Consider the following 24,976-nt stretch of genomic DNA (forward strand, 5'->3'; position numbering starts at 1 on the left):
CATTAATTTTGTATGCTTTAGTTTCATGTGCTGAACAACAGGATGAATTGGCTAGATCTCTTTTTAATAAGAATCCGGATATTGGGTTTTTGATGGTTATTCCAAATGCAGGATGTACGGAATGCATCACGACAGTGGAAGAGTTTGTTAATGAAAATAAGAAGGAAATGAAGCAAGGAATAATAGTTTTTACTGGGAAAATATCCAGAAAGAATATTGGGAGGCTGGGATTTACACTTGACGAGAGCAATATTTATCTGGATACTTCTTCGTACTTTTTAAGAGAAAATTTTTTGACTGTCTATCCTTTAATCATCTATAAGAATGGTTCTGATTTGAGGATTAAAGAAATTTCTCCTAATAATCCGGGCGCATTGGATTCTTTGAAATATGTTTTAAAGACAAATTAAAGTTCATGCGACTTTCAAGGACAATGTTGATTGTTGATATTTACCTATATGGAACTCCAACTCTCTACACCGGCATTGCTTTTTTCAGCCATCACATTGCTAATGCTGGCCTATACCAACCGCTTTCTGGCTATTGCCAATCTAATCCGTGGTTTACACAAGAAGTTTATAGAAGCGCCTGATGAAGGTATTATCGTAGAGCAAATCCACAATCTTCGCAGAAGACTTACGCTCATCAAAAACATGCAGCTCTTTGGAGTTTTTAGCTTTTTATTATGTGTCATTTGTATGTATTTGCTTTTCCGCGGGGTTACTGCAGCAGCTAATTGGGTTTTTGTGGGGAGTATGTTGTCTTTGCTGATTTCATTGGCGCTTTCACTTATAGAAATCCAGATATCCACCAAAGCATTGAACTTGGAACTGGCAGACATGGAGCAAATATTCAGAAAGAGAAGCAGTGGCCTTGATTTTATATTTAGAAAAGATTCGAAAAAAAATGAAGAATAAATTTTTATGGGTTCCATTTCTGCTTTTAATATGTGGTTCATGTAGCCAGAAACAGGTAGAGCAACAGGTAATTCATGGAGTTGAACCTACAATACAAGTTTCCGGGAATCATATCCAGGTAAACAGTGTAGAAGAAGCACGTGATTTCTATACTTGGACTTCGGACCGTATTCCGATGGTGTCTGCACACCGGGGAGGTCCTTATCCCGGATTTCCCGAGAATGCTATCGAGACCTTTGCCAATGTGTTGAAATACACTCCGACGATTATCGAATTGGATGTGGCTATGACCAAAGATGGGGTTTTGATTCTGATGCACGATGATAAATTGGATAGAACAACTACAGGAAGCGGGTTGGTCAGTGAGACATCCTATGGAGAGATACAAGAGCTTTTCCTTAAGGACGAGGAGGGGGGTATTACTGACTTTAAAGTACCGACTTTTGAAGATGCTTTGATTTGGTCAAAAGGGAAAACACTTTTGACGGTGGATATCAAGAAGTCAGTTCCATACGAGAAAATCGTGGAAGCTGTCCGGGAAACGCAATCAGAGGCTCATGCGGCACTTATTACCTATTCCTTTGCCGCAGCCAAAAAACTACATGACATGGCTCCGGAACTGATGCTTTCTGTGACCATCCGAAATTTGGAGGAAATGGGACGTTTGGAACAATCCGGTATCCCATGGGACAGAGTGATTGCGTTTACCGGAGTGGCTGAGCGTCCGCAGGAATTTAACAAAGCTCTCCACGATAAAGGTGTTTTTGCCATATTGGGCGTATTAGGTAACCTGGATCAAAGTGCAGTGACAAGAGGAGATGAGCTTTATGCCAGTTTCGTACAAAAAGGTACTGATATCCTGGCAACTGATAGACCGATAGAGGCTGCTGCTGCGATCAAGACTTTAGTCCCCTCAAATAGCTCTAAATCCAAGTATTTTAACCAATGATTATCGATTTAAGAAGCGATACGGTCACCAGGCCCACGCCTGGGATGAAGGAAGCGATGTTTTCTGCTCCTGTTGGGGATGATGTCTTTGGGGAAGACCCTACAGTGAATGCGTTGGAGGAAAAAGCAGCTAAGCTCTTTGGTATGGAGGCGGCTCTCTTTTGTCCTTCGGGTACGATGACTAATCAGATTGCCATCCGTCTTCACACCCGAATCCAATCAGAGGTGATTTGCCATAAAAATTCCCATGTTTACCTCTATGAAGGAGGGGGGATCATGTCCAATTCCTTGGCCTCCGTCAAGTTATTAGATGGGAATCTGGGTAAGATTTCGGCGGAACAAGTCAAAGCAGCAATCAATCCGGATGATGTGCATGCCCCGCTGACTACGCTGGTCTCTCTGGAAAACACGATGAATAAAGGCGGGGGGAGTATTTATACCCTCGATGAAGTCAAGCCGATCCGTGAGATCTGTGTTGAAAACGGGCTGAAACTACATTTGGATGGTGCAAGACTTTTTAATGCATTGGTAGTGTCAGGTGAAAGTCCGGCCGACTGGGGGCGTCAGTTTGATACGATTTCTATATGCCTGAGCAAAGGCCTGGGGTGTCCGGTGGGTTCTTTGCTTTTGGGGACAAAATCAGCTATCAAGCAGGCGCAAAAAGTACGAAAAGTCTGGGGCGGGGGAATGAGGCAGGCAGGTTTCTTGGCTGCGGCAGGGATATATGCCTTGGATAATCATGTGACCCGATTGTCAGAGGATCACGCAAGAGCTAGTGCATTAGGGGAGATGTTAGTGAAGTTGTCATTTGTTTCTGAAGTTTTTCCTGTTGCCACCAACATTGTGATTGCAAGACTGGAAGGTGTTTTACCGGAGGAGTTTTTGAAAAAACTTGCTGAAAAGGATATCAAAGCTGTGAAATTTGGCGCCGACTTAGTGAGATTTGTGACGCATCTGGATTTTAGGGATGAGGAGTTGGAGGAGTTTCGTAAGCGAATTTTAAGCTTATAGTTTTCAGACAGCTTTTGTCAATAATATTAGGCCTGCGAAGGCCTTTTTTCTTTTCTCCCTATCTTGCCTCTTGAATCTAGATTCTTCAAAATGAACAACACTCCCCTTGCAGAACGTATGCGTCCCACCCGATTGGAAGACCTGATCGGACAGGAACATTTATCTTCGCCCAAGTCATTTCTGTTTAAAGCGATTAAATCAGGCAATGTGCCGTCCTTGATACTTTGGGGACCGCCGGGTGTGGGGAAAACTACCATTGCCAATATCATTGCCAATGAGATAAAGGCACCTTTCTATACACTTTCGGCAATCAGCTCTGGAGTAAAAGATATCCGTGAAGTAATTGAAAAGGCAAAATTTCAACAAGGTGTCGTTCTTTTTATAGATGAAATCCACCGCTTCAATAAATCCCAACAGGATGCTCTCCTTGGAGCTGTGGAAAAAGGAGTAATCCGATTGATTGGTGCGACAACGGAAAACCCTTCTTTTGAAGTGAACGCAGCTTTGCTTTCCAGGTGTCAGGTGTTTACCCTCAATTCGTTGGGCAGAGCCGAATTGGAGGCGATGATTCAGCAGGCCTTGGAAAAGGATGTGGATTTGAAAAAGCGTACAGTAGAATTGAAGGAAACGGATGCTTTACTGCGGATTTCCGGGGGCGATGGGAGAAAATTGCTGAATCTGTTGGAGATCGTAATCGATGGGATCAATGAGGATCCCTGCATCATTACGGATGAAAAAGTGATGCATATAGCCCAACAAAAGGTTGCGTTATATGACAAGTCAGGAGAGCAGCATTACGATATTATTTCCGCTTTTATTAAATCAATACGGGGCTCTGACCCCAATGCGGCGGTTTATTGGCTGGCAAGGATGATAGAGGGAGGAGAAGATGTGAAATTCATCGCAAGGCGTTTGGTGATTTTGGCTTCGGAAGACATAGGTAACGCCAATCCCAACGCTTTGCTCTTGGCTACTAACTGTTTTGATGCGGTGAAACTGATCGGCTATCCTGAGTCCAGAATCATACTTTCACAGTGTGTGACTTACCTCGCTAGTTCACCCAAAAGTAATGCCTCCTACATGGCGATTAACCAGGCCCAGGCTTTGGTGAGGGAAAAAGGAGATCTTTCCGTTCCGCTTCATTTGCGAAACGCACCAACGAAATTGATGAAGGATTTGAACTATGGTAAAGCTTATAAATACTCCCATGATTTCCCTGGGAACTTTGTGGAGCAGGAATTTTTGCCAGATGAAATCAAAGGATTGAAATTGTATGAACCGGGAGAAAATGCCAGGGAAAATGAGCTCAGAAGATATTTGAGCTCTAAGTGGAAGGGGAAATACGGCTATTGAGAGGTTGGGAATATTAAATTCAGATTTGGAACCTTCGTTTGTTTAAACACGAATATATCGAATGAAGATTGTCGAATACTGAATGCCGAAGTTTTGACAACCTTCCAACTTTCTCACTTCCCTGCACTTAACTCTATAATCCTACAAACCCCATAAAAATTATAGAGAATTGTTTTGCGAATCAGATTTTTCATATATTTGTCACACTAACTATTGGTATGACACAAGAGCAATATTCAAGGTATTCATTTCTATTGGACCGTACGGCCCGAAAAGTGAAGCAATATGCTCAGCAGCAGTTCAAATCAGGAGATTTTGATGTGACTGTGGATCAGTGGTTGGTGCTGAAAAATCTTTCCGAAAATGACCTGTTGAGTCAGACGGAACTTGCCAATTTGGTCTTTAAGGATCATCCTACGCTTACACGTATCATCGATTTGCTTTGTAAGAAGGGCTACGTGGAGCGGGTGCCACATCCTCAGGACAGGAGGAGCTTTCAGCTGCATTTGACGGAATCAGGTGTGTCCAAGGTCGTTTCTTTGCGTCCTGAGATTCATCAGATTAGGGAGAAAGCGTGGGAAAATCTGAGCCCCCATGATTTCGAAGAGTTCAAGCGCATTCTTAATACGATTTATCAGAATCTCAATGGAGAATCGCTTGATCAATAATCAATTTTAATAAAAGAGAGTTTACAACCGGGAAATTTCCCAAATATTCATCCATCATGATCCATACAGACCTTTGTATTATCGGAGCCGGCCCAGTAGGCCTATTTGCAGTATTCGAAGCTGGTTTGCTGAAAATGCGCTGTCATCTTATTGATGCCCTGCCTCAGGTGGGTGGTCAGCTTTCGGAGATCTATCCACAGAAGCCAATATATGATATCCCTGGATATCCTGAAGTGAATGCCCAGGAATTGGTGGATAATCTGATGGAGCAGGCAAAACCGTTTTCTCCTACCTTTACCTTAGGTGAGCGGGTTGATCACTTGGATAAGCAGGAAGATGGATCATTTATTGTAACTACCAACGACAAAACCAAAGTCCATGCACAGGTCATAGTCATTGCAGGAGGTTTGGGTTGTTTTGAGCCTAGAAAACCTGTAGTGGAAAACTTGGAGTTGTTCGAAGGAAAAGGAGTTACCTATATGGTGAAAAACCCTGAGACATTCCGGGATAAAAACGTGGTATTGGCAGGCGGTGGTGACTCAGCCTTGGATTGGACTATTTTCCTATCAAAAGTTGCTAAAAGAGTGACTTTGGTCCATAGAAATGAGACTTTCCGTGGGGCACCTGATTCTGCCGCCAAAGTGTTTGACTTGGCCAATAACGGTAAGATTGATTTGATCCTTTCTGCCAATTTGAAGGAATTGGGTGGTAACGGCAAGTTAGATTCCGTGACTTTTGTGGATAAATCCAAAATCGACATCAAACTTGAAGCAGATTATTTGATCCCATTGTTTGGATTGAGCCCTAAACTCGGCCCGATAGCTGACTGGGGTCTGAGTATTGATAAAAATGCGATAGAAGTGGATACCCGGGATTATTCCACAGGAGTGGAGCGGATCTATGCGATCGGTGATATCAATACCTATCCGGGTAAACTGAAACTTATCCTATGTGGATTCCATGAAGCGGCGATCATGATGCACTCTGCGTTTAAATATGTGTATCCAGATCAGAAATTGAGCTTCAAATACACGACCGTTAATGGTGTAAATTCATTTTAATTCTATTTTTGCGGCATGGTTAATTTCACTGTAGAAGATCAAGAAGGAAACCGTCAGGAATGCGAGGCACCGGATGATATGGGCTTCAACTTGATGGAAATCCTCAAAGCATACGAATATCCTATTTTGGCTACTTGCGGAGGTATGGCTTTGTGTGGTACTTGTCACATAGAAGTATTGGAAGGCAAGGATGAACTAGGCCAAGCCACAGATCCTGAATTGGATCAGTTGGAGACTATGCCGGAATATTTCCCTACTTCAAGGCTCGCCTGTCAGATCCGTATTGGAGATGTATTGGAGGGTGCAGTGCTTAAGCTCCGGGGAGAAGATCAGTAAGCGATTACTGATTCACAGCTGTCCTGCTTCTCCAGAAGCTGGACTTTTAGAATCGGTATGCCAATCTAAATATACTTAAAGCCACTCAGCAATGGGTGGCTTTACTTTTTTTAACGGCAAAGGTCACAAAGGTAGCGCAAAGGCCACAGTTGTCGGGCTGATCACAAATACCTTTACATTACTGATCGTGCCGTTGGCACTCTGAAAATCATATAAACTATATCCTTGACCCAGAATTGCATTCTGGGCATTTACAGGCCTTGCCTTTGGCAAGGGAAATTATTTTACAGGAAATGAGTTGATTTAGGCGTTTGTGCCAAAGGCACAACAGGTAACCGCCCTGAATGCAGCAAAGCGAAATTCAGGGTTGGGGAATCTGAATAAATTCGCCAAGAGTGCCAACGGCACGATCGGTAAATCCTGGGGCACTCCTAGAGGTGGGGATTCCTATAGCTCTGGTAAAAACTATGGTGGCTTGTTGGCTATGGAGCCCAACACAAGTTAACTACCTAATCAAACATCACGATCCCACCCCGGATATTCAGACTGATCCTACAGTTGTCCTGCTTCTTTGCGGCCGGGCTTTATTAAGCTATCCTTAAAAAATCTAAAACAGATTCGATGATTAGAGACTTTTATTATTTTAGGAGGGTATGAAATACCTTTTAACTATTCTTATTTTTGTTATTGGAGTCAAGTCTTTTGCCTGCAAATGTGCTTTTAATGACCCTATTCGCAGTTTTAGTACTGAGGAATTTGTGGGACATATTAAAATCACACAAGTTTACCCAAATGAAGGAGAAAGTTCAGTGTATAAGACAGATGTGGAATTGCTTGAGCTTTTCAAAGGTTCAGAAATCACTTCGATTTTCGTGGGAGGGAGGTCTGATGGAAAAATCGGAACTTCTTGCGATGTTTTTTATCCTGCAGGATCTGAATTAGTAGTAACAGCGTCACGAAACTCTTCTGGTCAACTAGTGTTTGGAATGTGTTCCTTTATTATTGATCTAAATGCTGAAAGGAGAAGTAACCAGATAAATTTAGATGTGATTCGGACTCTAAGTAAATGGGATAATACGTATTCCTCAAACCTCGAATATTTTATTTCTTCAGAGTTTGCAGATTTATTGGAGAGTAAAAAAGGCATTCAGGTAAAAGAGAGATTTGCACTGTTTGAAGTTAACTTTAATGATCAGCAATTACCGATAGAAGTCAATGTAATCAAAGGATTTGAAGATCCAGTAGATGCGGAAATAGTAGAAACCCTTTCAAATTGCACCTATAAACTAAGACCTTTTGGAGCAGACAAGTCAAGGTCGGATTCTATAAAGATTGTTGTCCCTGTCTATTTCTATCCTGCGGAGAGAGGCAACAAGAGTTTCATGGGCACTTTTGTATTATAATAAATTCAAGGTTGATTCTAATTCATGGCTTTTCAATGTGTATCTTGCTAATAGTGAAACTACTTATTATCCATGAAAACCCTCATCTTCCTTTTCTTCCTCCTTTTCAGCTCCACTGCTTTTTGCCAAAAACCATTAAATTCCAAAGCGCAGTCCCAGGAAATCATCGACTTGATCAATTCCTATTCTAAGGCTAGGGAAACTAAGGATACGGTTTTGCTGAAGGAGATATTGATGGAGGAAGTAGACCAATTGGTTTCCTCAGGAGAATGGCGCAAAGGTATGGCAGCAGCCGTCCAGGGAATGATGGAGAGCTCATCATCAAATCCCGGCGACCGGATCTTGAAGGTTGAGTCCATACGTTTTTTGAATCCTGAGTCTGCGATTGTAGATGCACGCTATGAGATCACAGATACCTCGGGAAATATCCGCAAAATGTGGAGCACCTTCATAGTAGTTACAGAAACTGAGCAGTGGAAGATCGCAGCTATCCGCAATATGCTCCCGGCAGGAAACTAGTCGATTATCCACTCACTGAAGTTCTCTTTAGTTACTACAGCCCATTTTGCTGAAGGATACCCCTTCGCAAAAGCAGCTGGGATTTTAGATTTAGAAGTGGCCCATTTGCATTCAATTGCTTGTATTTCCTGCTTACTGTTGATTTCCAGTAAGTCAATTTCTTGTCCATCATAGGTTCTCCAAAAGAAGTATTGAGGGTTGTATCCTTTTGAACTGTTGTACTTCATCCGTTCCACGATTATCCATTGTTCCCATAGTGCTCCCACATCATTTCTGAAGTTTAAAGGACTGAAATTGTTAATCAATGCATTTCGAATTCCATTGTCATAGAAATACCATTTTCTTGACTTAGACACTTCCTTTCTAAGATTCTGACTAAATCCTCCCAGAGGAAAAATTATAAATACTTTTGAGAGTAAATCTAGGTAACGATCTACAGTTTCTTTATTGATCTGAAGGCTGTTTCCCAGTTCTACGGTACTCACTTGGCTTCCAACTTGGAAAGCAAGTAGTTTCAATAAGCGAAGCAAAACATCAGCGCCTTTGATCATTGTCAGCGCTAAAATATCCTTAAGCAGATAGGAGTTAACCAAAGATTTCAAGTATTCTTCCTTCTCCTCAAGGGAGGGGAGATGGATTAATTCCGGATATCCTCCATAAATAAGTCTATTTGGTAGTTGATTAAGGGAATCTAATCTGTTTTCTGTTTGTGTTAATTCTGTTTGAGCGAGTGGTAAAAGAAGATATTCTAATTGCCTTCCTACGAGAGGTTCACCGGCATCATTTACCAAATCCAAGCTACCACTGCCAGTAGCAATGATAGTGATCCCTTTTACAGAATCTATCATTAGCTTTAGGATTTTGCCGATGTTGGGAATTGCCTGAGCCTCGTCAATGATAATCAGTTTTTTACCTCCAATTAGCTGCGTGTAATTCGCTACAGTCCTGTTTTGTAAATATTCGGAAACCTGGATATCCTCTCCCAAAAGCATTAATGTATCTTTCTCATGCTTCTGCCGGATGTTTTCAATTATGGTGGTTTTACCTGTTCTTCTACTGCCATATAGCATCAGCACCTTTTGTTTTCCAATTTGGTTAACGAGCTTTTTCTCAATGAATCTTGGGATTTCCATTAGTATAAATGTTAATTAGGCTGGTTGACCAGCGCAATTTATATTAATTAGGCTGTATGACCAGTGCAATTTACATTAATTAGGCGGTTTGCACTGCTTTGCCGAGAATTTTAATTTTATAAGACAAGAAGTAAGCTACGTTTTCCTATGCCTAATTTTCTCCTATATCAGTTTTATGAAATAGAAATTCATGGGAAAGGATCTTTTACGTAAATAGAAATAGCGATCTTATTTTTTGGTCAATTTCACCCTGAAATTTATTTCTCAACTGTCATCCCCCAAACAACACTTTTACTTAACCCAGAATTGTATGAAACAATAAATTAATTCTCCCTCATGACTGTTTGCCAGGTTTATAGTTGCCCAAGATAATATTGATCTTGAAGCAGTCGGAAAAACTGGTATAAAGCAATTTGTATCCGTCTAATTTTTGGTAATTGTCTGATAATTAACTAATTTTTGAAAGTCTGTCATTTCCAGGAGGCCGAAAACATTTGATTAGTTGGCGTCTCGGGAAAGGCTGATGCTCTTTTTATCATTTAAACCCTTAATCCTAAAAAAATCATGAATTTCAAGAAATTATCAATGCTCTGCTGTGTCCTAATGGTAGCAGGCATGACAGCTTATGCACAAAGTGACATTACCGGAAAATGGAAAACCACTTTGGCCGGCCCTCAAGGTGAAATGGAATTAACGTTCAATTATAAAGTCGATAATGGAACATTGACAGGTACGATAGCAAGCCAAATGGGTGAGATTCCCTTGGAAAATGGAAAAGTAGAAGCGAATAAATTCAGCTATGACTTTGCTGTTCAAGATATGACCATTTCACACGCTGGTGAGCTTATTTCTGAGGATGAGCTTAAAGTAGTGTCACAGCGGGGGGAGATGAAACTTACCCGGGTAAAGGAGTAAAAAGTTAATATCTCTAGCACTCTATTTTAGCGGATAACCTGCTGAAATAGAGTGTTTTTTTTTAATAGTCTAGTACAATCAGAAAAGGTTTACATAGACTATAGATTAGTCTTTTGGCCAGTTTTATCTATTTTAGGCTCTATATTCCAATATTTCGATGACAAATAAAAAAGCTAAAGTTCTACTCAATTGGAGTGGGGGAAAAGATTCCGCACTTACCCTTTATAAATTGCAGCAGTCAGAGGAGTATGAAGTAAAATGTTTGCTGACCAGTATCAGTCAGAGATATCAGCGGATATCTATGCATGGGGTTCGCACGGAATTGTTGGATAGGCAGGTAGAAAGCATAGGCAAGCCCTTGGTGAAAATGGAAATCCCGGATATGCCATCCATGGAAATCTATGAGGAAACTATGCGTAATACACTTAGCAGCTTGAAGAAAGAAGGCATAACTGCATCTGTTTTTGGGGATATCTTTCTGGAGGATCTAAGAACTTATCGGCAAAATAAACTGGCAGAGTTGGATTTGGTTGGTGTATTTCCGCTTTGGAAGCAATCCACTGATCTACTCATCCGGGAGTTTTTGGATCTGGGTTTCAAAACTATTACAACCTGCGTAAATGAGAAATACCTGGATAAAAGCTTTGTTGGACGGGAGATTGATGAAGATTTTATAAAAGACCTGCCTTCAGGTGTAGATCCCTGCGGTGAAAATGGTGAGTTCCACACCTTTGTTTATGATGGGCCCATTTTTAGCAAACCTGTTGATTTTGAAAAGGGAGAAGTGGTCCTGCGGAAATATGAAGCGCCAAAAAGCAAGGATGAGTCTGATCAATGCTTTTCTAAGGAGAAAGAAGATCCATCTACCTATGGATTCTGGTATTGTGATCTCATTCCTGTATAACTAATCTATTTTTCTATGTCCCCCATTCTCACGCCCAAGGTTAGTTCCAACGAGATTTCCTGACCGATTTCGGCCTCAATTTCTTGTCTGATTTCTTTAAAATCCTCTTCACCCAGGGCTTTCTCCGAAAGAATAGTGACTGACAACTTCAGTGGTTGCATCCGAAGCACCTTTACCTCCCGTAGTAGTCCGTGCGGAATCTCCTTTCCACTGAGATCTTGGATTACCTTGTTTTCCTTCACTATCTCATTGAAGCTCAATCCCAGCGGAAGAGCGATAGCCAGGAGAATCCCAAGGCTGATCAGCAACCCTCTTTTGGCCAGACGAAACGGACTAAACCCAAGAATGAGAAAAGTCAGGGCGGCCGCCATTACTATTCCAGCCAGGTTTGTTCCTAATAATAGCATGGCACCACTAAACACACTCCAATCTGCCCACCCTATACCTATTCCGGCAACTGCTAGGGGAGGGACTAAGGCCACGGAGATAGCTACTCCAGCCAGCGTTTTGGAGATTTCTTCTTTCGAATAGGCATAAGCACCGGCAATTCCTGAAGCTACTGCTATTCCCAAGTCTAATAGATTTGGCCGTATTCTGGCGGTAATTTGATTGTTAAGCACTTCAAGAGGTGTAATCCAGGTAATCAGAATAGAGAATATCAACCCAAGGATAATTCCCCACAAAATCGTTAGCATACTATCTCGTACCAGCATACTGTCTTGCCTCAGCGCACCCATTGCAAGGGAAATAATCGGCCCCATCAAGGGAGCAAGGATCATAGCCCCAATTACAACCGGAGCGGAATCACCAAATAGGCCAAAGGTAGCGATCATGGTGGACAAGGCCATCAGAACCAAGTAGCTCGAACTCGTCCGTGAATTCTGTCGGAGCATGGAGAATAGTTCCTTGAATTCTTCGGTAGTGGCATGGCGTACCCATGGCAGGTAAGAATGCAGAAGCTCTGTTTTCAATCTTCCTGAAGGCAGCGATTTAATATTGATTTCAATAGGACCTTCTCTTTCCTCACTTCCCATGATAGATGAACCAGGAAGTACGTTGAGATTTTCATCCACCAGATTAACAATTAGCTCATTCGCTTTGCCCTCTTCGCCGTCTATGGCATATTCCATAGCTTCTGAAGATGCAATCTTTGCTTCATTCGTGGATAGATAGCCTACGAAGCTGGGCAGGGTTCCCCCTTTCATTGGGATGAACAAATGCTGCAGGCCAAACTGAATCAATGCAAAAAGGCTTTTTGGCGCTAAGATCAACAGGTGTATCCTGCCGTCATCAAGCCCGGATTCTTGGATTATCCGCCGGAAAATCAGATTGCTTTCGCAATGGGCTACGGCTAGAATTCCCATTGCTGCAGTATTGATGGTCAGGTCTTCGCCGTTTTTGTTCTTGTATGTGATTGTGTAGGGTTTTAGTTTTACCCTGCGGAATAGGTTGAGCAGCTGTGAAAATCTGGTTCTGATTCCTTCTATGAAACCAGCCGACCCGTTTGAGTATAATATACTGAGCGAGTTGCCCACTACCAGTGAATTGAAAGTCAACTCTTCATTCACCTGCATGAGATCCATTTTGGGTATGTCTTTAGCTACTTGAATCTCCTCCCAGGCTTTTTCAAGACTTGGGCTGATTCCTAGCCCCTTTTTCCCATTCACCAATTTAGGATGTGGAAGGATTCCTATGTTTATCTCGCTACCTTTTAACTTTTTAAGCAATTCTTTAAACTGTGAATCGGATAAGGAGCAGGCTAGCCAATGTCCAGAAGAGTACTTATTCAATGAAAGATCTGAAAAAGAAACATGCTCATGGGGCTTCGGATCAAGTCTTCCCAAAAGCTCTTCCAGTTTTTCCTGTTCCGTTTCCGGGTCATATACAAAAGTGATTTGCTTCATGCTAGGTTTATAAAATAACCAAAGATTGTGGGTCACATCACCGGCATAGTTCTAGGAAATAAGTTCCACTACCGTGAAGTTAATGGGAGTCAGAAGTTATTCCATATGCCCACTCATTTCTCTCAACCTGTCAATGCAGTGATCCAATGATCTGTAATGGTGATAGATTCCTTTCCAAATATTCCCTTTTCCAACTGTTTTTAGTTCGGGTTGTTTATCGAGTCCTCCGGAATACCAATCACCATGATCATGGTCTATAAGATAGGTGTCAGTGTATTTCCATAGTTTTTCAAACTTGCCATAATAGTCACGTGAATCTTCTGGATAAAGCTCGGCCATTAGCAGTAAGGCATTCATTCCCTCTGCCTGCGCCCACCAGTTTTTGGTGTCATGTGTCACCCGATAACCATTCTTAAAATAATACCCTTCATCATAAAACCCACCTACAGCTTCATCCCAGCCCTTTTCCAGTGCATGGTCTATCATTTTCTTTGCCACCTTGTGCGTGGTGCTGTCGTTTTTCCAGCCTAAAGCCTCTGAGGCTTCTATCATCAAAAAACCTGTCTCCACATCGTGGCCAAAAGATACATGATCTAAGCTGTGATGTGCCAAAATAACCTCTTCTGTGGAATCCACAAACGTAATAGGCTTCCATTCTGGACTAAGAAAAAGCGTCAAATAACCTTTGTCAGTCACGATTTGATCCCGTATCAACAGCAGCATTTCCTCCAGCCTCTTCTTTACAATTGGTTTCGTCCAGACTTGGTATAATTCAGTGAAGGCTTCCAGCAAATGTATGGAACTGTTCTGGTCTTTGTATCCAAGGTCGGAAGTGGAAGGGGTGTCGTCAGTTCGGGAAATAGGGGAGCCATCGGACTCTAAATGCTGATAATATCCTCCGTTGATAGAATCATGGGCATGGGTGTCCAGCCAGTAAAAAGCTTCCTTTGCTAGCTGGAGAGCAGATTCATCCTTTGATGCATCGTAATATGCGGCTAGCGCAAAGATCCCAAATGCATTTCCATAGGCAGTTTTCATGGGGTCACCGATCGGGTTTCCTTGCTTGTCCACCAGCCAATGAAATCCTCCATGTTCATAATCCCACATTTTGTCGCGTAGAAACATAAAACCGTGTTCCGCTCCCTGTTTATAGTAATCGATTTCAGGATACTTTAAGGATGCTTTGGCGTTTGTCCAGACGTGGCGGGATTGGGTTACGATCATTTTTTCCTGCTTTTCCTCTGGCTTGAAATCGTAGGTGAAATTGCTCAGAAAACCACCGTCAATAGTGTCGATAGCTTGAGGGTACCACTTATCCAGTACTTCGGTTTTGAGATGCTCTTCCATCTGGTTAGCGAGAATTTCTTTTGGATTGTCTTTCTTTCCAGGAGAACTGCAGGCGACTATAAGTGTCAGGAGTAGAGCTGTAGAATACCTTAATGACATATAGGATTTTTTTAGAAAAAACTGAAGTAATTAAACAAAGTCTAGACAAATGTCGTTAAATTTATGACAGTTGTACATAGTCTTGCTGATGCGCCATGACTCAATTTACTATTTTTGATCCAGAAGTAGCTTATAACACCACAGACGATAAGTTTATAAATGACGTAATCTCTCTGATCAGGCAAGGTGTTTCTTTTGAGGATTTCGATAGGTTTGCCTCCAAGAGTGCATTTACAAATGAAGAATGGGCGTCGTATTTACATATCTCTGAGCGTACCATGCAGCGATACCAAAAAGAGCAAAAGTCTTTTGATTCCTTGCAGTCAGAAAAGATAGTTGAAATTGCCTTACTTCAAAAGAGAGGAGTAGAGGTGTTCGGGCAAAAGTCAAAATTTCAAACTTGGCTGGAGACTCCTTCCATAGCTTTGGGCGGTTTACTACCAAAGTCTTTTCTGGACAGCAGTTTTGGGATTACTCTTTTGAAGGACGAGTTGACTAGAATCGAGTATGGTCTTTTAGCATGAAAATTTACCGACTTTCCAAAAGCAAGTATGCGTTCGATTTGTCAGGAAAAGGAGCGGAATTGGCTGGCGGAAGATGGAATAGCAAAGGGAAAGCAGTGCTTTACACTAGCCAATCCCGTGCGCTTTGCACAGCTGAAATAGCTGTACACACACCGCTTGGTAATATCCCGACCGATTATGAACTAGTGGAAATTACAATTCCTGATACAATTGAGGTGAAGGAAATTGTGACTTCGGAGTTGCCTCCTGACTGGGGATCAATTCCTCATTCTCATTCCACACGGGAAATAGGTGATGAATTTCTCTCAGAAAATAAATATCTGGTTTTTAAAGTCCCATCAGTAGTAGTTCGGGGTGATTTTAACTTCTTGATTAATCCATCCCATAGGCTATCTTATGAAGTTGAAATTACCTTGACAGAACCATTCGATTTTGATGACCGGTTGTTTTCGAAATAGAAATTCAGCATTCATTCCTCTTCGATCAACTTTTCCAGAATCTGAATTGCTGCTTCAGAAAGAACTGTTCCAGGGCCGAAAACGGCAAACACACCTGCGTCGGTGAGAAACTGGTAATCTTTGGCGGGAATGACCCCGCCTGCTATTACCATGATGTCCGGTCTGCCGAGTTTTTTAAGTCCATCGATCAATTGGGGTACGAGGGTTTTATGACCTGCTGCCAATGAAGAAGCCCCAACTACATGCACATCGTTTTCTATGGCTTGTTGGGCTACTTCTTCCGGAGTCTGGAAAAGGGGGCCGATGTCCACGTCAAATCCCATGTCGGCAAATCCCGTTGCGATGATCTTGGCACCTCGGTCATGCCCGTCCTGCCCCATCTTTGCGACCATTATCCTTGGACGGCGTCCTTCCAATCCTGCAAATTTGTCAGATAATTCTATGGCTTTTTTGAACGAGTCCTGATTTTTCACTTCTGCTGCGTAAACTCCGGTAATTGATTTGGTTTGTGCCTGATGTCGCCCAAATGCCTCTTCCATAGCATCTGAGATTTCCCCTAAAGTAGCCCTTTTTCTTGCTGCATTGACCGCAAGTTCGAGAAGATTCCCTTCGCCGGATTTTGCAGCTTTTGTCAGGGCTTCCAAAGTAGTCCCCACCTCTTGCTGGTTTCTGGACTCTTTTAGCTTTTTCAGCCTTTCTAGTTGGGAGGTTCTTACAGCTTGATTATCTACATCCCTCACTTCTATTCCGGAGTCTTCATCCACCTGATAGCGATTTACTCCTACAATGATGTCACGCCCACTGTCTATTCTTGCCTGCTTTTTGGCAGCAGCTTCTTCTATCCTGAGTTTTGGCAATCCCGTCTCTATAGCTTTCGCCATTCCGCCAAGCTCCTCTACTTCTTTTATCAAGCTCCAAGCACGGTTCACTAATTGATCGGTCAGGAACTCTACATAATGTGATCCTCCCCAAGGGTCCACCACATTTGTAATGTCTGTTTCCTCCTGCAGAACAAGCTGGGTGTTTCTGGCTATCCTTGCAGAGAAGTCTGTGGGCAGTGCTATGGCTTCATCCAAAGAGTTTGTATGCAGGGATTGGGTTCCTCCCATGACTGCCGCAAGTGCCTCTATGGCGGTTCGTGTCACATTATTGTAGGGATCTTGTTCGGTAAGTGACCATCCTGAGGTCTGGCAGTGTGTACGGAGTGCGAGTGATTTATCCGATTTGGGATGGAACTGCTTGACGATTTTTGCCCAAAGCAATCTGCCAGCACGCATTTTTGCAATTTCCATAAAGTAATTCATCCCTATTCCCCAAAAGAAGGAAAGCCGTGGGGCAAAATCATCAATGTCCAAACCCGCTTTTACGCCGGTACGCAAATACTCCATTCCATCTGCCAGCGTGTAAGCCAACTCCAAATCCGCAGTGGCTCCGGCTTCTTGCATATGGTATCCTGAGATGGATATAGAGTTGAACTTCGGCATCTTCTCTGAGGTGAACCTAAAAATATCCGCTATGATCCGCATCGATGGCTGGGGAGGGTAGATATAGGTGTTTCGTACCATGAATTCCTTCAGGATATCATTCTGTATCGTGCCGCTGAGCTGATCTGCTGTGACTCCCTGCTCTTCGGCCGCTACTATGTAAAATGCCAAAATCGGGATCACCGCCCCATTCATGGTCATGGAAACAGACATTTGATCCAGCGGGATCTGATCAAAAAGCAGCTTCATGTCTTCTATGGAATCGATGGCCACCCCGGCTTTGCCCACGTCACCTACTACTCTGGGATGATCAGAATCATACCCTCTGTGAGTAGCTAAATCAAAGGCTACGGATAATCCTTTTTGGCCTGCGGCAAGATTTTTTCTATAGAAAGCATTAGACTCTTCAGCGGTAGAAAAACCTGCATACTGGCGGATCGTCCAGGGGCGTGTGCGATACATGGTGGAGTAAGGTCCACGCAAGTATGGGGGGATTCCTGCCGCATAAGTGATATGGGGAAGTCCTGCAATTTGTTTGCTATCAAAAAGGGGAGGAATAGAAATCTGCTCGGGAGATTCCCAATTGGGGTTTTCCGTTTTTTCGGGAACTTGAATTTTTAATGATTCCCATTTAGTGATGTCCGGTCTCATGAGTTGCTCAGGTTATTTTGTTCTACAAAGTATGTGGCACGGCTTGGAAGCAGTTCAAAGTCCTTTTCAACCAAAGGGTCGAATAATATATATTCCTCCTGACTATCTTTTGCGAGATATTTGTTTGCGCCTACTTTAATTTCAGAATCAGCTAAAACTTTCTTTTGTGAAGATTCACGGCTTTTTCTGATTTCAGAATGAAGGTTACGGTTTTCGAAGCTTTTTAGCCATCCTCCGTTTTGTTCGAGTTCTTGAAGCTTCAGAATTACATTCTGTTCGATTTTTTCCTGTAGCTTTTCCAGATAAAATGACCCAGATCCAGGATCCATTACCTTGTCGAGGTTACATTCCTCTTTCAGAATAGCAGAAACATTCCTGGCGACTCTTTTTTCCAAGGCAGAGGCATTCTTTTCTTCCGCAGGAATTACCCACAGAGAATTGGCTCCTCCCAGAATCCCGGCCGTCGCCTCATAGGTCTGACGGATCAGATTGGTGTTTTTGTCCAAAGGTGATTTGCTCCAGGTACTGGTGCTAGCGATAATATGAATGCTCTCCATCTGAAGGTGTACGCCATAATTTCTAGCCAGCTCTACTATGAGTTTTCTCAAAGCTTTTGTTTTGGCGATTTCAGCAAAGTGGGAATCGCCAATTGCAGTATGGAATACAAGGTTTTCAAACGCCTGAGCGGGCGAGATCGCTTTTTTTGAAAACTTATCTATAAGTTCTATGACTTCTCCCAATCCATATGCCAGTTCCTGTATCCCGGTGGCGCCTGTGTTTGCATATCGGGCCAGGTTCACCGTCACTGGGAAAAGCTCCCTAAACTCTTTATAATCATGGATTGCTTTGGCGGCAAAATCAAGACCTTGGTCGAAAGAGCTGCTGCCTCGAAACAAATCATCAAACGGGCTCCATAGAAAACTGCCTTTTAGCATGTTTGGGGTAAGTGTGAGGGATTCTGTCCATTCTTGAATTGTTCGGAAGAAAAGAGCTGTTTCTCCAGTGGGTAAAAAATTGGTTGAAATAAATTCAGTTTGTACGCCTTTGAGAAGCCTGTTCAGGTTTTCGGTGCCTTCCAGATGAAGGACTAGGCCTTCAGCGCCATTTTGCAGGAAATGCAGTATCTCTTTATTTGCAGTTTCTTCTATAGGATAGATGGATACTAAATTAGTCCAAGTCCGTGCGGAATCTCCTGGCATGATAGAATCCATATGGAATCTATATTCAGCTGTGTCTTTATTTAAATCCTCTTTGGTATAAAAAGGATGGACTTTGATTTTTTCCCAAAGAGTGGAGCTTAGTGTCTGGTCATAATCTCTTCCCTTTAAATCTTTTTTTATTTGCTCAATCCAGGCCTCTTTGCCGGATTGTGTAAAAGTATAGAAGTCTAGATCTGTCATAAGTGGGTTTAAATGTCGGTGGTTTCAAAAGTTTACGTATAAAAAACAGTCCTTGATTTGAAATCAGAGGTTAAAATGTCCTTTATCAAAAATAGAAAAATGCCGGGGAAATCAAGATTTTGAAAAGGATTATGGTAGTTGTTTGATTTGGTTGGCCAGTAGGGCCATTCAGAGCATTATGTTTTTTAATATAAAAAGTAGTCTGAATAGCCCCGGGGTGAAAACTTTGAATCGAATAATATAATTGAACCAAATTTCCTTTGGGAGAGAAATGGTCGGAATTCAAAATCTCAATATTTCAAGAAGAATTCAATTTTTTATTTAAGTTAATTTTGCTCAAATTTGACACCCTTGCACCTACTGCAAAATCTTTGTTTTTCAGAAATCTTCTCTAATGAGTTCAGAAGCTAGCGCCGTTTGGAATGAATGTTTACGTGTTATCGAGCAGCACGTCAATGAGCAGAGCTTTTCAACTTGGTTTAAGCCTATTAATCCCGTCAAACTGGAGGGTACTTCACTGACCATCCAGGTGCCAAGCCAGTTCTTCTATGAGTGGCTGGAGGATAACTATGTGCAAGAGTTAAAATTGGCCATAAAGACTACTCTTGGACAAAGTGGCAGATTGGAATACGCAGTGGTAGTGGATAGGGGCAACTCCTCAAACCAGCCCTATGTGGTTTCTTTCCCTCAGGGAAACAATGGTGTTAAAAAAAGTGCTTCACCAGCTGTCGAGCCTGACAAGACCCCTTTTGAGATGAAGTCTCTCAATGCCGAGGCATTGACAAATAGTAATCTAAACCCCACCTACACTTTCACTACTTATATTGAAGGTGACTGCAATAGACTTGCGCGTTCAGCTGGTTTTGCCGTGGCCACCAAGCCAGGAATCACTTCCTTTAATCCGCTGATGGTCTATGGGGGAGTGGGATTGGGCAAGACCCACTTGGTTCAGGCGATCGGTAATGAGATCAAAAATGGCCCTGAGGACAAATTTGTGCTTTATGTGTCTTCGGAGAAATTTGTGAATCAGTTCATGGACTCCATCAAGGATGGGAATGTGAAGAGCTTCACTAATTTTTATATGCAGGTGGATGTGTTGATCATTGATGATATCCAGTTTTTGGCTGGAAAAGATAGGACTCAGGAAATGTTCTTTCATATCTTCAATCATCTACATCAGAGTAAAAAACAGATTATCATGACCTCAGATTGTCCGCCTAGGGATCTGAAAGGTTTGGAAGAGCGATTGCTTTCCCGGTTTAAATGGGGGCTGACCGCGGATTTGCAGATGCCGGATTTTGAGACCAGGGTGGCGATTATCCGGAGAAAGATGCAATCTGAGGGGATTATGATCCCTGATGATGTAGTGGAATATCTTGCTTACACAGTGGATACCAATGTACGTGAACTGGAAGGTATTCTTATTTCACTTATCGCACATGCGTCATTGAGCCGTGTGGAGATCAGTCTGGAGCTGGCCAAAACCGTGATGAAAAACATCATCAAGGATATCGAGACAGAAGTGGGGGTTGACTTTATCCAGAAGACAGTGGCGGAGTACTATGGGATAGTGCTGGATGACCTCAAGGCAAAGACGCGCAAGAAAGAAATTGTAGCCGCAAGGCAGGTCGCGATGTATTTCTGCAAAGAATTTACCAATCATTCCCTAAAATCTATCGGTTACCACTTTGGGGGAAGAGATCACTCTACGGTAATCCATGCTGTACAGACGGTGAATGATATGATGGAGACAGATACTTCATTCAAAAACGCTGTGCTGGAGCTGAAGAAAAAATTTAAGATGAGGTCTTATTGATATCTCTGGAACGCTCTCAATTAAAGGCTTGGCCATTTTCCAGTACTTTGACTAACGGAAGCCCGGCGACGGAAGTGGCCTGACTGTAGGGCGGAGGTTGTTTGATGATGATTTTTACTCATTCAACTTTTTACTCATAGTATCTTCAAAGCGCTGGAGCAGTCTAGTGTACCTTTTTTGGATGTTTTCCAAGAACCTCTCCTGAGTGTCAATAGGATAGACTGGGTTGTACTGAATGCGGTCTATTACTATATCCAGCCAAGCCTTTCCATCGTCGATCAGGTCAGCATGAAAAGCCTCGACAGTTAAATCCCTGGATCCTGAGAAAGGGCCTTTCCCAAATTGTTTAAAGTAACTGGTCAGTAGATCCAGTGCGAGCTCGTGTGTTTTTTCAAAGCTGCCCAATAATTGCCTTGAGTGAGCTTCAACAAATCCACTGCTTTTTGCCCGTGTGGAGTAGTCCACCAGCTCTTCTAGCGAGTTGCTGAATTCAACTAGGATTTGACCGGGGTTTTTAGCGGATGTTTTCAATGTGACATTGTTTAGCACTTAGTATCAAAATAATAAAATATGATGAATAAATTCTAATGTTAAGAGTTTGTTTTGCTTTTGAATCTATTGAAGCCCCATTTTTAAAATTTGGCACGCAAAAAAAAAAGATTTTTTTTTCTCCTTGACTGAACATTTTGTGAAGAGATGAAAAATCCGAATTTTTAAAAAACAGGTTTTTTTTATGAATAAAAATTGAAATTCTTAGTATAAATCACTTGTCGTGGGGTTTTTAAACTTGATGTTTTGGTTCTGTTTGCGTCCATCGGGCTTTGGGTGGGGTGTTGCTGTGTTTGGTTTGATTTGTACGCATTTTGATTTTCTATATATTTGTTCTGCACGATTATGAAACATTAACATTTTCATGGATCATTAATTTCAACCAAACTAAATAAAACCCTTATGAAGAAAATTTTACTATTTTCTTTCTTGATGGTCCTTTCAGGTTTAGCCTGGGCTCAAAACCGTACTATAGAAGGTACGGTGACGTCTGCATCAGACGGGGCTACTTTGCCTGGAGTAAGTGTCATCTTGAAAGGAACTCAGAACGGAACGATTACCGACATTGACGGTAAGTACCAATTGACTGTACCTAATACGGGAGGAGTATTGATATTCTCATTTGTAGGCATGACCTCCACTGAGATTGAGATTGGGAACCAATCAACCATCGACGCACAGCTAGCTGAAGATGTGACTCAACTAAGCGAAGTGGTAGTGACAGCTCTTAATGTTGAGCGGGAAAAGAAGACTCTAGGTTATGCAACTCAAGAAGTGGTGGCCGAAAATCTCCGCGTAGCTAGAGAGACCAATTTAAATGAAGCACTTGCAGGTAAGATCTCAGGTGTTCAGGTGGTTTCAGGATCCGGAGCCAAATTTGGAGAGGCAGTAGTCCGTATTCGAGGTGTAAGAGGTTTCGGCGGAGGTTCACCTCTTTACGTGGTAGATGGTGTGCCCATTGCTGATCCTGCTTCTATCAACATGGACAATGTGGCATCAATTAACGTATTGAAAGGAGCAAATGCATCAGCATTATATGGCTCGCGTGCTAAAGAAGGTGTGATCATCATTACCATGAAGAGGGCTAAAGCTGGGGCTATGACGATTGATTTCAACAATACGACGACATTTGAAAATGTTTCCGTAATGCCCAAGTATCAAAACGAATATGGAGGGGGGTATTCTCAGGAATTTGAGACCTTTACCTTCAATCCTGCCACAGATGATCCTGCACTTGCTGGATTAAATGGTGCCCTAATTCCAAATTTCTCAGCGGATGAAAGCTGGGGGCCACGCATGGATGGACGTCAGGTAGCCCAGTGGGATGCCTTTACTCCTGGAACTGAATCTTATGGTCAGACTCGACCATGGTCTCCAAATCCAGACAACGTGAAGAATTTCTTTAACACTGGAGTTGGTGTGCAAAACAGCTTGAATATAGGAAAAGCTGGCGAGGGATATAATGTCAATGCAACAGTGACTAATGTGAACAGAACTGGTGTATTACCAAACACAAATCAGGAAAGAACATTTTTGAACTTGAATGCAAGTGTTGATCTAGCAGAAGGATTGACAATGCGGATAATGAGTAATTATAATAGAACCAACACTTTTGGAAACCTAACTGAGGGATACCAAGGCAGTGTTTCCCAGAATTTCAATCAATGGTTCCAGCGTCAGCTGGATATGGACATGTTAAAAAGGTATTATAGAATGCCTGATGGCAGATATACCAGTTGGAATATAAATTCTGCAAGAAACTCTACACCGCTTTATTGGAATAACCCTTACACTGAACAGTATGGAAATATTGCAGAGTCCCAAAAAGATGTGTACAACGGTAAATTTGGATTGTCCTATGAAATTGTTGATGGACTTTCTGTAGTTGCAAATGCAAGCCGTTATTACGAATCATACCGATGGGATGATCGGATAGCCTCTGGTACACTTGACCTTGATAGATACAGACAAGGTACAGAAGAGCGTACGGAAGATAACTTTGAGTTTATGGGGCAGTACAGCAATGTGACTGAGAATTTTTCTATATCTGCACTGGCAGGTGGTAATATTCGTTTTGATAAAGATAGTAGAAATAGTATATCAACAGCAGGAGGGCTTTCAGTTCCTGACCTTTATAATGTGAGTGCTTCGGTGGATCGTCCAGTTGTGGCCAATAGATTCCGTCAAAGGGAAGTAAGATCACTATTTGCACAAGCTAGTATAGGCTATAAGGAAATATTATTCTTAGATGCATCGATTCGGCGGGATTGGGATTCTGTTTTGCCAGAAGACAATAATGCGTTTACATACCCGGCTGTTTCTACCTCATTTATATTCTCCGAGCTATTGGGTAGCCAAAATATCTTATCATTTGGTAAATTTCGTGCAGGTTATGCAGAAGTGGGCAGTGAATTGAATCCATATCAATTAGACCCTACCTATGCATTAGGTACCCCATATAATGGAAATCCTACAATGGGTTATCCTAATTCATTAGTAGATCCAACTTTAAGACCTAGCACAACTTCTGCGATTGAGACAGGTATAGAGCTAGCATTCCTCAATGGCCGTATCCGCACGGAGTTCTCTTATTTCTATTATGATAATTCCAATGAAATAATCAGTACTGAGGTGCCTAGCACAACGGGTATTTCCTCTTATACAATAAATGCAGGTAAGACATATACACGTGGATGGGATGCTACAATCGGTGGTACACCGATTCAAACTACCAACTTTAATTGGGATATCAACTTCAATTTTGCGCGAAGCAGAAACTTTATCGAAGAAATTTATCCCGGTATAGATGCTATTCAGCTTGTAAATGGTTTCCTTGGTGACCGTGTCTCTGGCGGTTGGGGTTCAATTTCAGCAAGAGCCAAAGTAGGCGAAGAGTGGGGAACTATTATTGGTGCAAAGTATGAAAGAGATGAAGCAGGTAGGATTGTGGTTGGAGATGATGGCATTCCTTTGCAGGTTCAAAATCAAGTTTTAGGTACGGTGTTGCCTGATTATACTGGTGGTATTTTTAACAGATTTACCTATAAGGATTTTGAATTGAGTTTTACAATTGATTGGCAAATCGGAGGTAAGATCAATTCCATTACCAACATGTTCAACGCCTATTCTGGATTGGGAGAAATGACAGTTGGTAACAACGATAAAGGAGTACCTATGCGGGATGCAGTAGAGGACGGTGGAGGTCTGAAGTTTGATGGAGTATATGCAGATGGAACAGAAAATGACACGTACCTAGAGACAGATGCTTATTGGAAGTCACTATTCGGTCTACACGAAGCATGGGTATATGATGCGAGCTATGTGAAACTGCGTGAGATTAGATTCGGTTATAACCTGCCCCAATCTTTGCTACAGCGTACCAATTTCTTAAGAACCGCAGCTGTGGCAGTAGTGGCAAACAACCCTTGGTTGATTAAAACAAACGTACCAGGTTTGGATCCTTCCCAGTTGTCAGGTGATACCAGAACTGCCCGTAACAACGGTGCTTGGGTGGATAGTGGGCAGCTTCCTGCTACACGATCTATTGGTTTTGATATTCGTTTAGGATTCTAATAA

24 protein-coding genes are annotated in these 24,976 nt (G+C 42.2%); 17 read left to right on the forward strand and 7 right to left on the reverse strand.

Annotation, left to right across the window (positions count from 1 at the left end):
• The first annotated feature begins 8 nt into the window (after positions 1-8).
• The 8 genes from LZF95_RS13995 to LZF95_RS14030 all read left to right on the forward strand — a co-directional run bounded on the left by LZF95_RS13995 (position 9) and on the right by LZF95_RS14030 (position 6,294).
• A complete protein-coding gene (locus LZF95_RS13995) occupies positions 9-410 on the forward strand; it encodes a hypothetical protein (protein WP_233755713.1) in 402 nt (133 codons plus the stop codon).
• 48 nt (positions 411-458) lie between these two features.
• Positions 459-917: a DUF2721 domain-containing protein gene (locus tag LZF95_RS14000; RefSeq protein ID WP_233755714.1), complete on the forward strand. Its 459-nt coding sequence runs from the start codon at positions 459-461 to the stop codon at positions 915-917.
• On the forward strand, positions 907-1,866 hold the full coding sequence (locus LZF95_RS14005) for a glycerophosphodiester phosphodiesterase family protein (RefSeq protein ID WP_233755716.1): 960 nt from the start codon (positions 907-909) through the stop codon (positions 1,864-1,866). The genes LZF95_RS14000 and LZF95_RS14005 overlap by 11 nt, the downstream gene beginning before the upstream one ends.
• The gene (locus LZF95_RS14010; protein ID WP_233755717.1) at positions 1,863-2,876 is read left to right on the forward strand and encodes a low specificity L-threonine aldolase; all 1,014 of its coding nucleotides are present in this window, start codon (positions 1,863-1,865) and stop codon (positions 2,874-2,876) included. The genes LZF95_RS14005 and LZF95_RS14010 overlap by 4 nt, the downstream gene beginning before the upstream one ends.
• A 90-nt stretch (positions 2,877-2,966) precedes the next feature.
• Positions 2,967-4,229 (forward strand): replication-associated recombination protein A, encoded by a 1,263-nt coding sequence (locus tag LZF95_RS14015; RefSeq protein WP_233755718.1) that lies wholly within the window; start codon positions 2,967-2,969, stop codon positions 4,227-4,229.
• Positions 4,230-4,447: 218 nt separating this feature from the next.
• The gene (locus LZF95_RS14020; RefSeq protein WP_233755719.1) at positions 4,448-4,897 is read left to right on the forward strand and encodes a MarR family winged helix-turn-helix transcriptional regulator; all 450 of its coding nucleotides are present in this window, start codon (positions 4,448-4,450) and stop codon (positions 4,895-4,897) included.
• 56 nt (positions 4,898-4,953) lie between these two features.
• A complete protein-coding gene (locus tag LZF95_RS14025) occupies positions 4,954-5,958 on the forward strand; it encodes an NAD(P)/FAD-dependent oxidoreductase (protein ID WP_233755720.1) in 1,005 nt (334 codons plus the stop codon).
• Positions 5,959-5,973: 15 nt separating this feature from the next.
• The gene (locus LZF95_RS14030; protein WP_057935576.1) at positions 5,974-6,294 is read left to right on the forward strand and encodes a 2Fe-2S iron-sulfur cluster-binding protein; all 321 of its coding nucleotides are present in this window, start codon (positions 5,974-5,976) and stop codon (positions 6,292-6,294) included.
• A gap of 123 nt (positions 6,295-6,417) precedes the next feature.
• Here LZF95_RS14030 and LZF95_RS14035 read toward each other — a convergent pair whose 3' ends face one another.
• Positions 6,418-6,567 (reverse strand): hypothetical protein, encoded by a 150-nt coding sequence (locus tag LZF95_RS14035; RefSeq protein WP_233755721.1) that lies wholly within the window; start codon positions 6,565-6,567, stop codon positions 6,418-6,420.
• Positions 6,568-6,607: 40 nt separating this feature from the next.
• Between LZF95_RS14035 and LZF95_RS14040 the strand changes: the two genes are divergently transcribed.
• From LZF95_RS14040 to LZF95_RS14050, 3 genes are all read left to right on the forward strand, one after another.
• Positions 6,608-6,799 carry a hypothetical protein gene (locus tag LZF95_RS14040; protein ID WP_233755722.1) on the forward strand — a complete coding sequence of 64 codons (192 nt, stop codon included), beginning with the start codon at positions 6,608-6,610 and terminating at the stop codon, positions 6,797-6,799.
• Positions 6,800-6,947: 148 nt separating this feature from the next.
• Positions 6,948-7,697: a hypothetical protein gene (locus tag LZF95_RS14045; RefSeq protein WP_233755723.1), complete on the forward strand. Its 750-nt coding sequence runs from the start codon at positions 6,948-6,950 to the stop codon at positions 7,695-7,697.
• Positions 7,698-7,769: 72 nt separating this feature from the next.
• On the forward strand, positions 7,770-8,216 hold the full coding sequence (locus tag LZF95_RS14050; RefSeq protein ID WP_233755724.1) for an SgcJ/EcaC family oxidoreductase: 447 nt from the start codon (positions 7,770-7,772) through the stop codon (positions 8,214-8,216).
• On the opposite strand, the gene LZF95_RS14055 is transcribed toward LZF95_RS14050, so the two are convergent.
• Positions 8,213-9,349: an ATP-binding protein gene (locus LZF95_RS14055; RefSeq protein WP_233755725.1), complete on the reverse strand. Its 1,137-nt coding sequence runs from the start codon at positions 9,347-9,349 to the stop codon at positions 8,213-8,215. The two genes, LZF95_RS14050 and LZF95_RS14055, sit on opposite strands and share 4 nt — an antisense overlap.
• Positions 9,350-9,913: 564 nt before the next feature.
• Here LZF95_RS14055 and LZF95_RS14060 point away from each other — a divergent pair.
• Both LZF95_RS14060 and LZF95_RS14065 read left to right on the forward strand, forming a co-directional pair.
• On the forward strand, positions 9,914-10,264 hold the full coding sequence (locus tag LZF95_RS14060) for a hypothetical protein (RefSeq protein WP_233755726.1): 351 nt from the start codon (positions 9,914-9,916) through the stop codon (positions 10,262-10,264).
• Positions 10,265-10,421: 157 nt separating this feature from the next.
• A complete protein-coding gene (locus LZF95_RS14065) occupies positions 10,422-11,168 on the forward strand; it encodes a diphthine--ammonia ligase (RefSeq protein WP_233755727.1) in 747 nt (248 codons plus the stop codon).
• 5 nt (positions 11,169-11,173) lie between these two features.
• Here the strand turns inward: LZF95_RS14065 and LZF95_RS14070 are convergent, their stop codons facing one another.
• Together LZF95_RS14070 and LZF95_RS14075 are read right to left on the reverse strand one after the other, a co-directional pair.
• On the reverse strand, positions 11,174-13,072 hold the full coding sequence (locus LZF95_RS14070; RefSeq protein ID WP_233755728.1) for a TIGR00341 family protein: 1,899 nt from the start codon (positions 13,070-13,072) through the stop codon (positions 11,174-11,176).
• 96 nt (positions 13,073-13,168) lie between these two features.
• Positions 13,169-14,518 carry an AGE family epimerase/isomerase gene (locus LZF95_RS14075; protein ID WP_233755729.1) on the reverse strand — a complete coding sequence of 450 codons (1,350 nt, stop codon included), beginning with the start codon at positions 14,516-14,518 and terminating at the stop codon, positions 13,169-13,171.
• A 95-nt stretch (positions 14,519-14,613) separates the two neighbouring features.
• Here LZF95_RS14075 and LZF95_RS14080 point away from each other — a divergent pair, with 95 nt between their 5' ends.
• Together LZF95_RS14080 and LZF95_RS14085 are read left to right on the forward strand one after the other, a co-directional pair.
• Entirely contained in the window at positions 14,614-15,042 is a 429-nt protein-coding gene (locus tag LZF95_RS14080; RefSeq protein WP_233755730.1) for an antitoxin Xre-like helix-turn-helix domain-containing protein, read from the forward strand.
• A complete protein-coding gene (locus LZF95_RS14085; protein ID WP_233755731.1) occupies positions 15,039-15,500 on the forward strand; it encodes an RES family NAD+ phosphorylase in 462 nt (153 codons plus the stop codon). The genes LZF95_RS14080 and LZF95_RS14085 overlap by 4 nt, the downstream gene beginning before the upstream one ends.
• 11 nt (positions 15,501-15,511) lie before the next feature.
• Here the strand turns inward: LZF95_RS14085 and scpA are convergent, their stop codons facing one another.
• Together scpA and LZF95_RS14095 are read right to left on the reverse strand one after the other, a co-directional pair.
• Entirely contained in the window at positions 15,512-17,635 is a 2,124-nt protein-coding gene (gene scpA, locus LZF95_RS14090) for a methylmalonyl-CoA mutase (protein WP_233755732.1), read from the reverse strand.
• The gene (locus LZF95_RS14095) at positions 17,632-19,035 is read right to left on the reverse strand and encodes a methylmalonyl-CoA mutase family protein (RefSeq protein ID WP_233755733.1); all 1,404 of its coding nucleotides are present in this window, start codon (positions 19,033-19,035) and stop codon (positions 17,632-17,634) included. Before LZF95_RS14095 ends, scpA begins: the two co-directional genes overlap by 4 nt.
• Positions 19,036-19,429: 394 nt before the next feature.
• On the opposite strand from LZF95_RS14095, the gene dnaA reads away from it, so the two are divergent.
• A complete protein-coding gene (gene dnaA / locus LZF95_RS14100; protein WP_233755734.1) occupies positions 19,430-20,851 on the forward strand; it encodes a chromosomal replication initiator protein DnaA in 1,422 nt (473 codons plus the stop codon).
• Positions 20,852-20,965: 114 nt separating this feature from the next.
• On the opposite strand, the gene LZF95_RS14105 is transcribed toward dnaA, so the two are convergent.
• Positions 20,966-21,382, reverse strand: coding sequence for a nucleotidyltransferase substrate binding protein (locus LZF95_RS14105; RefSeq protein ID WP_233755735.1), 417 nt, complete (start codon positions 21,380-21,382; stop codon positions 20,966-20,968).
• Positions 21,383-21,802: 420 nt separating this feature from the next.
• On the opposite strand from LZF95_RS14105, the gene LZF95_RS14110 reads away from it, so the two are divergent.
• A complete protein-coding gene (locus LZF95_RS14110) occupies positions 21,803-24,973 on the forward strand; it encodes a SusC/RagA family TonB-linked outer membrane protein (protein WP_233755736.1) in 3,171 nt (1,056 codons plus the stop codon).
• Positions 24,974-24,976: the final 3 nt, after the last annotated feature.

It is taken from the genome of Algoriphagus sp. AGSA1, from assembly GCF_021390545.1.
Classification (GTDB): Bacteria; Bacteroidota; Bacteroidia; order Cytophagales; family Cyclobacteriaceae; genus Algoriphagus.